Here is a 12,828-nt window from a genome sequence, read left to right on the forward strand (position 1 = left end):
GAACCGGCATCTCCCACCCGGCAAAATCAACCATCTTGCCGCCCAACTCAACGTGAAGCCCATACAACGGCGTGCGTCTAATCTCGGTCATCTTGGATACCTTTTCGTATCTTTCGGTTTGGAACGCATTCCCGTCAGTCTGCCTCAAGTAGTCAATATTGCAACGATTCCGGTCAACTTGCGAACCGGCGCGCCGCCTGTGGGGCAAGTCTGTATACGGGCGTATGCATCCATTGCGTTCCTATAGGAAACTTTTTTCCGTTAGGCAACATTTGTCATTTGGCCTCTGCAAGGGTTTGCCGATCAAAGCTTTGAACGCGACGATAACACCAGGCAAGCCGACTGCAATGGCCTGAAAAAACGGTATTTTGCCTGCACCTTATCGCGCCTGTCCGTCAAGTGACTGCACTGCGAGATCCAGCACCCTCAGCCCGGCGACAAGATCGCTTTCGGCGGTATCTTCGGCAAAATCGTGGCTGATACCGTTGATTGAGGGCACGAACAGCATCGCAACGGGCATCAGGCGCGACACGTTTGTGGCATCGTGCAACGCGCCCGACGGCATCCTGCGCCATTTGCCGGGGGCCACCTGTTCGGCCCCATGTTCCAGCGCCGCGCGCAGCGTCTGATCCATCGTGACGGGTTCCAACCCGAGCAAAGGGCCGTAGGTCAGCACCATGTCCTGTTCGCTGGCTATTTCCTGCGCTGTGGTACGGATGATCTCCTCCATCCGCGACAGCCGATCCGGATCGCCATCGCGCCACTGCATCGAGAACCGCGCCCGACCCGGCACGATGGACGACGCATTGGGGTGAAGATCGACCCGCCCGATGGTCCAAACGGTTTGTGGTGTCACCACGTTGCGAAACCGTTCGTTGAGGCGCGTGTTGAACAGTGACAACGCCTGAAACGCGTCCCGGCGCAAATGCATCGGTGTGGTGCCCGCGTGATTCTGCTGCCCTTCGAAAGTGACCGACATGTCCCGGATGCCGACGATATCGGTGACGACACCGATTTGCTCGTTCGCAGCGTCCAGAGAAGGGCCCTGTTCGATATGCATCTCGACAAAACCGCTGAACCGCGCGGGATCGACAAAACCCTGCGACAGATCCGCCATGGAAGATCGGGCCTCGCCAAAGCTGACGCCAGAACCGTCGGTCAACACATCGGCCTTGTCCAGCGGCAGACCGCCGGACCAGACCGCCGAGCCCGTGGTCACACCGAACCAGCCTTCTTCGTCCTGAAAACTGACGACCGAGATCGGCTGGTCGCTGGACCGCGCGATCTCGAGCGCGGCGATCACGCCGAGCGCGCCGTCCAGCCAGCCGCCTTCGGGCTGGCTGTCAGAATGCGACCCCATGAGCAGAGAGCGGCCAGGCGCCAGCCCGAACAGGTTGCCGACCGGGTCGAAATGCGGTGTCAGACCTGCATCGGCCATACGGTCCGCCAACCATTGGCGCGCCGCAAAATCCGCTTTTGAATAGGCCGGGCGGATGACCCCTTTGCCCACACCTGAGGCACCGAATTCACGCAGCTTGTGCAGATCCTCCAGAAAACGCGTGTGATCGACGGCCATGAATCCCTCCGGGCGTGGTTGGTCAGGGCGACCATAGCCAGAAACCGGACGGCTGCGAATGTTTTTCCGGTGAGATCAAGAAACCCCTCTGGTCCCGGCAAGGAACCTGCCCTAAGACTTCGGCGCAAGAGGGAGCGACATGTCACATATCACATTGGTGCGCCACGGGCAGGCAAACACGACGGCGCGCGACGAAGCAAGCTATGACAAGCTGAGCGAACTGGGCCATCAACAGGCCCGCTGGCTGGGCGCGCATCTGCGTGACACCCGCAGCCACTATACACGCGTCTATTGTGGCACCCTGACCCGCCACACCGAGACGGTCACCAGCATGGGATTGACCGATCCTGTCTGCGACGCACGGCTGAACGAGATTGAGTATTTCACCCTTGCACAGTTGTTCGAAGAACAACACGGCGTCGAAATCCCGACCGATCGCGAGGGATTTGTCGAACACCTGCCCAAAACCTTCGCGGCCTGGGCCAGCGGAAAGATCGAGAACGCGCCGGAATCCTTCGACGCGTTTGAAGCCCGCGTCCGCGATGCATTGCACGAGATCGGGACCGAGGGCGGACCGGCCATCGTCGTGACCTCGGGCGGGTTGATCTCGATGGTGGTGCGGCAGGCGATGGGGTTGGACATCCCGTCGATGGCACGGGTGGCCCTTGCCATCATGAACACGTCGATGCATCGTCTGCACCCGATTGGCGCGCAGCTGAGCCCGGTTCTGTTCAACGCGGTGCCGCATCTGGAAGCACCCGACCGGCAGTTCGCGCAAACCCACCTCTAACCAGATCGGAGATCCCTGATGCAGCTTTATTATGCACCCCGAACCATCTCGGTCGCTGTTGCGATTGCTCTGGAAGAGGCCGGGCTGGACTATGAAGCAATCAAGCTGGACTTTGCCGATGGGGAACAGACAAAACCGGCCTACAAGCAGATCAATCCCAAGGGGCGCGTTCCGGCACTGGTGGTCGATGGCGGCATCCTGACCGAGACCGGCGCGTTGCTGGAATATATTGCGACCAAGGCACCCGAGACCGAATTGGTGCCAGCTGATCCGGTCATGGCCGCCCGCATGCGCGAGGTGATGTTCTATCTGGCCTCGACCATGCATGTGAACCACGCCCACAAGCTGCGCGGGCATCGCTGGGCCGACAAGAAATCCAGCTGGAAAGACATGACGGACAAGGTGGCGCAAACGATGACCGCATCTTGCGACTATATCTCGTCAAACGGGTTGCGCGGGCCGTTTGTTCTGGGGGACGCGTTCTCTCTGGCCGATGCCTATCTTTATGTGGTTTGCAGCTGGCTGGAAGGTGACGGCGTCGATGTCTCGGCCTTCCCCAAAATTCTCGCCTTCCGCAAGGCGATGGAGGCACGGCCTTCGGTTCAGGCGGTGCGCGCTGCCGGGATGCTCTGACAAAAGGAAGTAAGATGACACATCTCTGGGTCAGGGCGGAACAGCGCCCGAACGAGGAACGGGTGGGGCTGACACCCGAAGGGGCCGCGGCACTGATCGCCGCAGGTCTCCGCGTGACGGTCGAGGAAAGCCATGTCCGCGCCATTCCGATTGATGGTTACAAGGACGCTGGCTGTGCAATCGCGGCTGAGAATTCGTGGCCCGAAGCCCCGCTGGATGCGATCATCTTTGGCCTCAAGGAACTGCCCGAAGATGGCACCCCACTGCCCCATCGCCACATCATGTTCGGCCACGCCTACAAGGGCCAGCATTCGGGTCGCGCGCTGCTGGAGCGGTTCAAGGCAGGGGGCGGTACTCTTTATGATCTGGAATATCTGGTGAGCGAAGACGGCCGCCGGGTTGCCGCCTTTGGCTATTGGGCTGGTTATGCAGGCGCTGCGGTAACGCTCAAGACATGGGCGTCGCAACAACGGGGCGAGGAATGCCCGCCGGTTGGGGTGTATGCAGGCAAAGACGTTCTGAACGCCGAATTGCTGGCCGAGTTGGACGCGACCGGAGCCCCACGCCCCCGCGCCATCGTCATCGGTGCACTGGGTCGCGTGGGTACGGGGGCCGCAGACCTGTGCGACGCGATGGGCGTCGACGTCACCAAATGGGACATGGCGGAAACCGCAAGCGGCGGGCCGTTTCCCGAAATTCTGGACCACGACCTGTTCCTGAACTGCATTTTCGCGCGCCCCGGAACCCCGGTCTTTGTTCCGCGTGAGGCGTTGACTGCCCCGCGCAACCTGACCGCCATCGGCGATGTCGCCTGCGACCCGGACAGTGATTACAACCCGGTGCCGGTCTATGACCGTGCAACCACATGGGACGCGCCTGCTTTGCGCGTGGCAACCGATCCGGTGATGGACGTGATGGCCATCGACAACCTGCCGTCGATGCTGCCGGTCGAAAGTTCGGAAGACTATGCGGCGCAACTTCTGCCATCCCTTCTGACCCTGACTGATCTGGACAGTGGCGTCTGGGGTCGGGCAGAAGCAACTTACAAAACACATATCGAAGGGATCTGAGCGATGACGATTCACTGGTGTGGCACCGGCCTGTCGGCCATCCCCGGCCTGCGCCGTCTGATCGAAGGTGGCCACAAGGTCACCGTCTGGAACCGGACGATCGAAAAAGCCAAGGCCGAGGTCGGAGACCTGACCGACGATATTCGCGCCTTCGACACTGACGCTCTGGGTGATGTGCTTGGAAAGGGCGACGTGATCGTGTCCATGTTGCCGGGCGACTGGCACGTACCACTGGCGGAACTGGCGATTGCCAAGCAGGCCAATTTCGTGTCGTCGTCTTACATCGCGCCCGAAATGCGCGCACTGGACGACAAGGCGCGCGAGGCCGGTGTGGCGCTGGTCAACGAAGTTGGTCTGGACCCGGGCATCGACCACCTGATGGCGCATGCGCTGGTCGATGACTATCGCGCCTCGGATGTGTTCGATCCGCAAAACCACCTGAGCTTTATTTCGTATTGCGGTGGCATTCCCAAAATCCCGAACCCGTTCCGCTACAAGTTCAGCTGGTCGCCGTTGGGTGTGCTCAAGGCACTTCGGTCGCCTTCAAAGTCGATCCGAGACTATGCCTCGCTGGACGTTGCTCGGCCGTGGGATGCGATCAGCAGCTATATCGCGCCGCTGCCAACGCCTGAAAGTTTCGAGGTCTATCCCAACCGCGACTCGATCCCGTTCAAGGCGCAGTACCAGTTCGAGGATCACTGGCCCGTCAGGGAATTTGTCCGCGGCACCCTGCGCCTGAACGGCTGGGCGGATGCGTGGTCGGACGTGTTCCGTGAAATCGAAACCCTGTCGGGCCCGGAAGGGGATGCGCGTCTGAAAGAGATGTCCGACCAGTTCTGGAGCGAAAACGCCTATGACGAGGGTGAGCCCGACCGCGTTGTGCTGTGTGTTGGACTGAAAGCCGAGAAAGACGGCGTTCCTGTCTGGCACAAGACCTATGTCATGGACGCCTGGGGCGACGAGCGCGGTACAGCAATGGCGCGCCTGGTATCGATCCCGGTTTCACTTGCCGTCGAGGCCGTTATGAACCGCGCCATCCCCGCAGGTGTTCACGCAGCCCCAAGCGACCCAAAACTGGTACAAGGCTGGATGGCCGAGATCGACCGACTGGCCCAGCACTTACAGATCGTGGATCATACGGCCTGATCGCACCCAAAAAGCCATTCCAGAGTTTCTGGAATGGCTTTTTGAACAACATGATCGAGTGGGATCACAGGTTTTCAAACAGCGGGTGCGGAACTACCGATGTTGCCCTGCTCGCCACTTACCTGGGCCAGTTAACGGCGGGCAGGATTTGCCCGACGCAATCGCCAAAGCCGATCTGGAAGCCTTCGCCCTTGGCCGCACCGCGCAGGGTCAGGGTGTCTCCGTCTTCGATGAAAGTCCGGGTTTCGCCGGTATCGAGCGTGAAGGGCTCGCGACCAGCCCAGCTCATCTCCATCAGAGAACCGTATTCCGTCTTGGTTGGGCCTGAGATCGTGCCAGACCCCAGAAGGTCGCCCACATTCATCGCACAGCCGCCGATGGCGTGGTGGCAGAGCTGTTCGGCGGCCGAGTAATACATGCGGGAGTAGTTGGTTTCGCCAACGACGCTCGCCTTCTCGGCTCCATCAGGCTGCATCAGCACCTGAAGCTCAATGTCGTAAAGGCCGTCCTTTGAGCCGTCGAGGTAGGGCAGAAGCTTTCTCTCGCGTTCGGGCGTTGGCACACGGAACGTTTCCAACGCGGCGGCGGTCACGATCCAGGGGCTGATCGAGGTGCCAAACGCCTTGCCCTGAAACGGTCCAAGCGGCTGGTATTCCCAGCCTTGGATGTCACGCGCGGACCAGTCGTTCAGCAGCACATAGCCGAAGATCATGTCGTCGGCTTCATCCACGGTGATCGGCTGGCCTAACTCGGACGGTTTGCCAACAATGGCGCCCATTTCCAGCTCGATATCCAGACGCATCGAGGGGCCAAAGCTGGGCATCTCGGCGTCGGGCGCTTTGCGCTGACCGTTCGGGCGGTGAATCGGCGTACCCGAGATCACAACCGAGGACGCGCGACCATTATAACCGATCGGAATGTGCAGCCAGTTGGCCGGCAGTTCAGGCGAGCCGCGCAGGATCGCGCCCATGTTCGCGGCGTGCTGACGACCGGCATAAAAGTCGGTGTATTCGGACACAAGGAACGGCATGTGCAGCTCGGCATCGGCTTGGGCGACCAACAGAGGCTCAACAGTGTCACGTTCGGTCGAAGCCTCGCCCAGCAGCTGTTCCAGACGGGCGCGCAGGGCGGCCCATGCGTCCGATCCCTGCTCCATCAATTCATTCCAGAAGGGCACGTCGAAAACGGGTTCATCACCAATCTCGATCAGGCCAGCTTCTTCGGCAGCGTGCATATCAAGGATCATATCCCCGATGGCCACGCCACAGCGCGGTGCGCTGTCTGAGGTCGAAAACACACCATAAGGCAGGTTGTTCAGGGGAAAGGGGGTCTCGGCAGAGTTCGCGCTGTCCACCCATGACTTTTTCAGTTGGCTCATGTGATCCTCACTCGGCATCCGGCTGTACCTCGGGTCGCGCATCGGCGAAGGCGGACAGAGCCAGACAGGTTTCTTCGATTTCGGTCAGACGCGCAAAGGGCGTCATGTCCACACCCCAGCGATGCCCGTTGTAAAGCTGCGATACAAGGCAGATATCCGCAAGCGATGGCATGTCGCCAAAGGCAAAGCGGGTGCCTTGGGGCAGCATAGCCTGAAACGCGGTCAGACCTTCGTTCATCCAGTGGACCATCCAGTCCACACTTTCCGCTTTGCTGTGCCCCATCCCGTCCAAATGTTGAACAACGCGCAGGTTGTTCACCGGATGGATGTCCAGCGCAATCACATGCGCCGCCGCCATCACCTTGGCCCGCGCAATCGGGTCGTCCGGCAGAAGCGCCGGGTCGGGATAGGCGCGGTCAAGATAATCAAGGATAGCCAGAGATTGGGTCAACTTGGTGCCATCCTCAAGCTCTAACACAGGGACGCCCTTGCCGGGGTTCATCGCTTGATAGGCTGCGCTTCTTTGCTCGCCTTTCACCAGATTGACCGGGCAGCTTTCGAACGGCACACCCTTCAGGTTTAATGCAATACGCACCCGATAGGATGTGGTCGATCTCCAATAGGTATATAACTTAAGACCCATCATTTCTTACCCGGAGTCCCGTCGAACTTCTTCTCAAGGCTGTCCCAGCAGTCGCTCTGTCCGTCGTCAGGGTTTTTGGGACCAAAGGCTGCCTAAACTAGAGGAGGGTTTGGCTCATCTGGTTGGTTTGATTATGCGGCCTGTTTGCGATGATGCAAGCGCCGGGCTTCGAATGTGTTTTGTTTGATCCTTTCGCTTTTTTAGAGAATGGCTTTGTCTCGGCCGAAGTAGACGTCGGCGGGCGTGACGTTGTTGATACTCTCGTGGAAGCGCTGATGATTGTAGTGATCGACGAAGGCCGTGATCTGGGCTTCAAGATCACCGGGTAGGAAGTAGTTTTCCAGCAAGATGCGGTTCTTGAGGGTCTGGTGCCAGCGTTCGATCTTGCCTTGAGTCTGCGGATGATACGGCGCACCGCGAGAGTGCTTCATCCCTTTGTCCTGCAACCATTCAGCCAAGTCACCGGACACTTAACTTGAGCCGTTGTCGCTGAGCAGACGTGGCTTGTGAACGACATGAACTTGATCGCAACCCGAAGCCTGCAACGCCAGATCCAGAGTATCCGTCACATCCTGCGCCCGCATGTTCGTGCAAAGCTTCCAAGAGACGATATAGCGGCTGTAATCATCCAGAACCGTGCTGAGATAAAACCAGCCTCATCCCAGCACCTTGATGTAAGTGAAGTCCGTCTGCCAGAGTTGGTTGATGGCCGTCGTCTTATGCTGGAACTCATCTGCTGCCTTGAGCACGATGAACGCCGGGCTGGTGATCAGGTCATGCGCCTTGAGCGTGCGATAGACCGTGGATTCCGACACAAAATAGCGTTCCTGATCGGTGAAGGTCACCGCCAACTCGCGTGGCGACAGCTCTGTCTCCTTTAGCGCAAGATCCACAACCTTACGCTTCACGTCGGTGGGAACGCGGTTCCAGACGTGCTTTGGCTTGGGAGATTGATCCGCGAGACCAGCTTCGCCACGTTGCAGGTACCGGTCATACCAGCGGTAAAATGTGGTGCGGGGAATGCTCAGTTTGGCCAGTGTCCGACGCGCCGACAGATGACTTTCTTCCACCAGCCTAATGATCTCCAACTTCTCTGATGCGGCATACCTCATTCGTGGTCGTCCCCATCCCCGAGCATGCTTTTTTTGAGAAGACGCAGCTCAAGCGTCTGTTCAGCGACCACTTCCTTGAGGTCTTTTACCTCACGGCGCAACTCTTTGACCTCGTCCGTGTTCGCAGCCCGGGCTGTATCGCCAGCCAAGCGCTTCTTCCCGGCCTCCATGAAGTCCTTGGACCATTTGTAATACAGGCCCTGGGATATACCCTCGCGACGGCACAGCTCCGCGATACTGTCCTCGCCACGCAGCCCATCAAGCACGATCCTGATCTTCTCTTCGCTGGAATACTGCTTGCGTGTTGCCCGCTTGATATCTTTGACGATCTTCTCGCCAGGGCTCCTCGTTGTCTTTCTCATCGTCCACTCCTTGGTGGTTACGATGACCCAGAAACTCTCTCTTATCAAATTGGCCTAAATGGTCCCATATGCGCTGACGTTAGACACATGGCCCCGACGGTTGTAACGGGGGTTCACCCCACCGATCGGCTGGCAACGGATGAAGTGTTTGGCCCGGTTCTTGCGGTCATTCCCTTTGACACCGAAGAAGAGGCAATCAAAATTGCCAATGGAACCGATTACGGTCTGGCATCCGCAGTATGGACGTCGAACTTGTCGCGCGCCCACCGCATGATCCGGGCCATTCAGGCAGGGGTTGTCCATGTAAACACCTATGGAGGGGCCGACACAACGGTTCCATTGGGTGGCGTCAAGCAGTCTGGCAACGGTCATGACAAATCGCTGCACGCCTTTGACAAGTATTTCGAGCTGAAAACAGCTTGGATCAAACTTTGAACCTGAAAGGCGGCCTATGACCAATCGAACTATTCTTGTCGTTGGGACCTATGACACCAAAGATGATGAACTGAACTTCATCTCTGACGTGATCCGTGAACAGGGTGGATTGGTGAAAACCATGGACATCAGTGTGCTTGGCGACCCCAGTCACCCCACTGATTACTCCAAGCATCAGGTGGCAGAGGAGGGTGGCCACACAATACAGGAAGCCATTGATGGCGGTGACGAAAACCTTGCGATGCAGATCATGGCCAAAGGTGCAGCCCTGCTGGTTGCACGGCTGCACCATGAGGGCGTGTTCGATGGCGTTTTGGTTTTGGGCGGTTCAATGGGGACCGATCTGGCCCTTGATCTGTGCTGTGCCTTGCCCATTGGTGTGCCTAAATACATCGTCTCAACTGTCTCTTTCTCGCCGATGATCCCGCCCGAGCGGCTGCCGGCAGACGTTCAGATGATCCTTTGGGCTGGTGGTCTTTACGGGCTTAACTCGGTCTGCGAAGCCTCTCTCCGGCAAGCTGCTGGCGCGGTTCTGGGGGCCGCACGCGCTGCCCGTCCGATGAAGAAAGACCGTCCTCTAATCGGGATGACATCCTTCGGTAAAACAGTCTTGCGCTATATGGTGCACCTGAAGCCCGCCCTTGAGGCGCGCGGGTTTGAACTGGCCGTTTTCCATGCTACGGGCATGGGAGGGCGCGCATTTGAAAGCCTTGCTTCGAAAGGTGAATTCGCCGCCGTTTTGGACTTTGCACCGCAAGAAGTCGGCAACCACATGTTGGGATCAGCCATCAGCGCCGGCGAAGATCGCATGACCAATGCGGGCAAGGCCGGTGTGCCGCAGATTGTTTCGATTGGGTGTTATGATCTAGTCGATTTGGTAGGCTGGCATCCCGTTCCTCCAGCGTTGGCGGATCATGACCTTCATGACCACAACCGACTAATTACTGCGGTCAGCATGAGCGCCGAGCAAAGGCGCGAGATGGCACGCACCATGTGCGCAAAACTTTCTGAAGCAACCGGCCCGACTGTTCTGCTTGTGCCGCTCAGAGGCGGTAACGAATGGGACAGGGCCGGGGCGATTTTGGAAGATGCAGAGGGACTTGCAGGATTCATCGAAGAGCTGAGAAAAAACTGTCCGGAAAACGTAACACTTGTGGAAATTGACAGCCATATCAACGATGTCGAGTTTTCAGACAAGACCTTGGAGATTCTGGATACCTGGCGCTCTGATCATGTGATCTGATTGGGTTGCCCGACTATTCAACGTGAACGTCACAATCTGAACGAGCGCCCCAGCAAAAGCTGCGATATCCGCGCTCGGAGAGAGTTCGTTGTTTTGAAGGGTCGCGGCAAGATTTGCGTGAAACCGCTCTTCAACTTGCTCGACAAAGCTGCGCGCAATGTTACATGCCGCCCCAAACGCTGTTTTAGTCACACCGACAATTGAAAGGACCGCATGACTTTGCCTTGCCCGCCTGCCATTAGGCTGGCGATTGCGCCGTCACGAACTTCCAGTTCAACCTGAATCAAACTGGGCGAAGGGGTTTCCATGAACATGCCCTGTTCAATCAGAAACCCGTGCTGACGGCGGTGACCCAGGTCGTGCAGGACACAGGCCAGCGGCCCTGCGGCCATTCCCGTCGCGGCCTCTTCATCAATGGCATATCGGGGGGCGAACATGCGTGCAGTAGCGTCGCGCCCGTCCGAGCATTGGGCCGTTGTGAACACATAATATCCTATCAGGTCCAGACGGTCGCTGATCGTTTTGATCTGCTCGAAATCGGGTTTGATCGAAGCCAGAGTTTCCCTGTCAGCTACTCCGATCACGACAAAACTGTTGCCGGTATTGACCAGAACGGGCGGCATTTCGTGATCCAGATTGCTCGGGGACAACCCCAAAGAGCCCAAAACGTCCTGCAAACTGACACCCTGAGAGGTCCAATCTTCTGGCGTTTCATATCTAGGGGCCAACTGTTCCATAAACGCGGCACCATCCTTGATCAGAATCCGGCGCGGGCCGTCCACAGTTTCTTTTGAGGTTACAGGATCAGGAATACGGCCAAGTGCTTCCAGATGGGAAAAAGCGGCAATGGTCGCATGGCCGCAATGCGCGATCCTGCGGTTCGGGGTGAAGAAGTCCAGTTTGAAACCTTCGGTCGCGGATTGCGAGACAAAAGCGGTTTCGGACAGGCCAACCTGTGACGCGACCTTCAGCATCTGCGCCTCGGTTAACCCGTCGGCATCCAGAACAATCCCAGCAGGGTTGCCCCCTAGCCCGTTGTCCACAAAACCGTGCACGATCTGAACAGTCACGTTTTGGCCGATGGCTTGGCTTACATTCATGGCATTTCTCCCATTTCCTGCGGGCGCTTTTGCCTTAGCGGAGTGATTGTGTCTTCGCCTGAGACATAGTGTGTTTCAATTGTTGGCAGAATGATATTAAGCTTGAATTTATTATTCACTATTTTGGAATAATTACATGGACAAGTTTCGCGCGCTTCTGGTCTTTTCGAAGGTGGCCGACCTGGGTGGCTTTGCTGCTGCTGCGCGCAACCTGAACATGTCGCCACCGGCTGTGACGCGCACCATTTCGGTACTGGAGGGCGAGTTGGGCGCCCGTTTATTCGTAAGAACGACACGATCTGTCATGCTGACCGAAAGCGGGCGCAGATTTCTGGAAGATGCCAAGCGCATTCTCGTTGATCTGGAACAGGCAGAAAACGCTGCGGTCGGGACCTATGCGGAACCTAAAGGATTGCTCAACCTCACTTCGTCTGTGTTGTTTGGCAGATTGTTCATCACACCAATTCTTGCTGATTTTCTGGGGCACTATCCCAAAATCGAGGCGCGAACGCTGTACGTGGACCGGATCGTGAATTTAATAGACGAAGGTGTGGATGTTGGCGTCAGGATAGGTCCGCTTGCGGATTCCAGCCTTATGGCGGTGCGTTGCGGTTCTGTCAGACAGGTTGTTTTTGCAGCACCCGAATACCTTGAACAAGCAGGCGAACCCGAAAGCCCGGATGACCTGAACAGACATGTCCTGATCAATTCCCTAGCCCTGTCGCCGTCAGGCCAGTGGCAGTTTGACCACCTGGGCAACCCGAAGCTTGTGCGTGTTCATCCACGGATCAGCATGAATACCAACGATGCTGTAATCGAAATGGCACTTCGCGGTCAGGGTCTGGCCCGGCTTTTGTCCTATCAAGTCGCACCATATCTGGCGGACGGACGGCTAAAGGCAGTGTTATCTGATTTTGAACCGGCTCCTGCACCGGTTCACATCGTGCACCACGAAGGGCGGATGGTGTCCGCAAAGATTCGCGCATTTGTCGATTTTGCCGCAAGCCGCCTGAAACGTGAGGCAGCACTGGAATACTGAAGCGTCGAACTTCGACCTGCCACTTTTACCGCAGCTTGGGGAGGTTTCTGTGTCGGCAGGCGGCCGAAGGCGTCACACTTTTCTTAAGGCGTATATGCAATCGTAGGAACGACTTAGGAATAACAGCGAGAGGAACTGAGGAGTTGGTGTCTGACGCCTAAAAACTCGAACTACTCAAATACAAGCCGGTGAGTTTCGATTGAAAGCTGGAATGGCGAAATCATTCCGGCCGGTGAACGCTATCCCAACAACACAATGCAAACGAAACGAACAAAAGGCACGTATGTCCTTGCTCTGGTGG

Annotated in this window: 10 protein-coding genes and 2 pseudogenes; 7 read left to right on the forward strand and 5 right to left on the reverse strand. The window is 57.6% G+C overall.

Going from position 1 to position 12,828, the window contains the following annotated elements:
• Window positions 1-379: 379 nt before the first annotated feature.
• On the reverse strand, window positions 380-1,576 hold the full coding sequence (locus tag ACR0M3_RS16585) for a Zn-dependent hydrolase (RefSeq protein WP_480911751.1): 1,197 nt from the start codon (window positions 1,574-1,576) through the stop codon (window positions 380-382).
• A gap of 139 nt (window positions 1,577-1,715) precedes the next feature.
• On the opposite strand from ACR0M3_RS16585, the gene ACR0M3_RS16590 reads away from it, so the two are divergent.
• The 4 genes from ACR0M3_RS16590 to ACR0M3_RS16605 are packed head-to-tail and all read left to right on the forward strand — an operon-like array spanning window position 1,716 to window position 5,215.
• The gene (locus ACR0M3_RS16590) at window positions 1,716-2,366 is read left to right on the forward strand and encodes a histidine phosphatase family protein (RefSeq protein ID WP_480506483.1); all 651 of its coding nucleotides are present in this window, start codon (window positions 1,716-1,718) and stop codon (window positions 2,364-2,366) included.
• Window positions 2,367-2,384: 18 nt separating this feature from the next.
• Window positions 2,385-2,999, forward strand: coding sequence for a glutathione S-transferase family protein (locus tag ACR0M3_RS16595; protein ID WP_480911754.1), 615 nt, complete (start codon window positions 2,385-2,387; stop codon window positions 2,997-2,999).
• Between the two features lie 14 nt (window positions 3,000-3,013).
• Window positions 3,014-4,069, forward strand: coding sequence for a saccharopine dehydrogenase (locus tag ACR0M3_RS16600; protein ID WP_480911757.1), 1,056 nt, complete (start codon window positions 3,014-3,016; stop codon window positions 4,067-4,069).
• A 3-nt stretch (window positions 4,070-4,072) separates the two neighbouring features.
• On the forward strand, window positions 4,073-5,215 hold the full coding sequence (locus ACR0M3_RS16605) for a saccharopine dehydrogenase family protein (protein ID WP_480911758.1): 1,143 nt from the start codon (window positions 4,073-4,075) through the stop codon (window positions 5,213-5,215).
• A gap of 118 nt (window positions 5,216-5,333) precedes the next feature.
• On the opposite strand, the gene fahA is transcribed toward ACR0M3_RS16605, so the two are convergent.
• From fahA to ACR0M3_RS16620, 3 genes and pseudogenes are all read right to left on the reverse strand, one after another.
• Complete coding sequence (gene fahA / locus ACR0M3_RS16610) at window positions 5,334-6,593, reverse strand: fumarylacetoacetase (protein ID WP_480774250.1); 1,260 nt, start codon at window positions 6,591-6,593, stop codon at window positions 5,334-5,336.
• A 7-nt stretch (window positions 6,594-6,600) separates the two neighbouring features.
• Window positions 6,601-7,236 carry a maleylacetoacetate isomerase gene (maiA, locus tag ACR0M3_RS16615; RefSeq protein ID WP_480774251.1) on the reverse strand — a complete coding sequence of 212 codons (636 nt, stop codon included), beginning with the start codon at window positions 7,234-7,236 and terminating at the stop codon, window positions 6,601-6,603.
• Window positions 7,237-7,367: 131 nt separating this feature from the next.
• Window positions 7,368-8,710, reverse strand: a pseudogene (locus tag ACR0M3_RS16620) (IS3 family transposase).
• 84 nt (window positions 8,711-8,794) lie between these two features.
• Here ACR0M3_RS16620 and ACR0M3_RS16625 point away from each other — a divergent pair.
• Together ACR0M3_RS16625 and ACR0M3_RS16630 are read left to right on the forward strand one after the other, a co-directional pair.
• Window positions 8,795-9,145, forward strand: a pseudogene (locus tag ACR0M3_RS16625) (aldehyde dehydrogenase family protein); the annotation flags it as partial.
• 16 nt (window positions 9,146-9,161) lie between these two features.
• Complete coding sequence (locus ACR0M3_RS16630) at window positions 9,162-10,388, forward strand: Tm-1-like ATP-binding domain-containing protein (RefSeq protein WP_480911760.1); 1,227 nt, start codon at window positions 9,162-9,164, stop codon at window positions 10,386-10,388.
• Window positions 10,389-10,576: 188 nt separating this feature from the next.
• Here the strand turns inward: ACR0M3_RS16630 and ACR0M3_RS16635 are convergent, their stop codons facing one another.
• A complete protein-coding gene (locus ACR0M3_RS16635) occupies window positions 10,577-11,488 on the reverse strand; it encodes a PhzF family phenazine biosynthesis protein (RefSeq protein ID WP_480911763.1) in 912 nt (303 codons plus the stop codon).
• A gap of 136 nt (window positions 11,489-11,624) precedes the next feature.
• On the opposite strand from ACR0M3_RS16635, the gene ACR0M3_RS16640 reads away from it, so the two are divergent.
• Window positions 11,625-12,527 (forward strand): LysR family transcriptional regulator, encoded by a 903-nt coding sequence (locus ACR0M3_RS16640; protein WP_480911765.1) that lies wholly within the window; start codon window positions 11,625-11,627, stop codon window positions 12,525-12,527.
• Window positions 12,528-12,828 lie beyond the last annotated feature (301 nt).

The organism is Ruegeria sp. O5 (genome assembly GCF_056535105.1).

Coding starts and splice junctions, on each gene's coding strand:
- ACR0M3_RS16585 (WP_480911751.1), bottom strand. CDS start 1,576: ATGGCCGTCGATCACACGCGTTTTCTGGAGGATCTGCACAAGCTGCGT.
- ACR0M3_RS16590 (WP_480506483.1), top strand. CDS start 1,716: ATGTCACATATCACATTGGTGCGCCACGGGCAGGCAAACACGACGGCG.
- ACR0M3_RS16595 (WP_480911754.1), top strand. CDS start 2,385: ATGCAGCTTTATTATGCACCCCGAACCATCTCGGTCGCTGTTGCGATT.
- ACR0M3_RS16600 (WP_480911757.1), top strand. CDS start 3,014: ATGACACATCTCTGGGTCAGGGCGGAACAGCGCCCGAACGAGGAACGG.
- ACR0M3_RS16605 (WP_480911758.1), top strand. CDS start 4,073: ATGACGATTCACTGGTGTGGCACCGGCCTGTCGGCCATCCCCGGCCTG.
- fahA (WP_480774250.1), bottom strand. CDS start 6,593: ATGAGCCAACTGAAAAAGTCATGGGTGGACAGCGCGAACTCTGCCGAG.
- maiA (WP_480774251.1), bottom strand. CDS start 7,236: ATGGGTCTTAAGTTATATACCTATTGGAGATCGACCACATCCTATCGG.
- ACR0M3_RS16630 (WP_480911760.1), top strand. CDS start 9,162: ATGACCAATCGAACTATTCTTGTCGTTGGGACCTATGACACCAAAGAT.
- ACR0M3_RS16635 (WP_480911763.1), bottom strand. CDS start 11,488: ATGAATGTAAGCCAAGCCATCGGCCAAAACGTGACTGTTCAGATCGTG.
- ACR0M3_RS16640 (WP_480911765.1), top strand. CDS start 11,625: ATGGACAAGTTTCGCGCGCTTCTGGTCTTTTCGAAGGTGGCCGACCTG.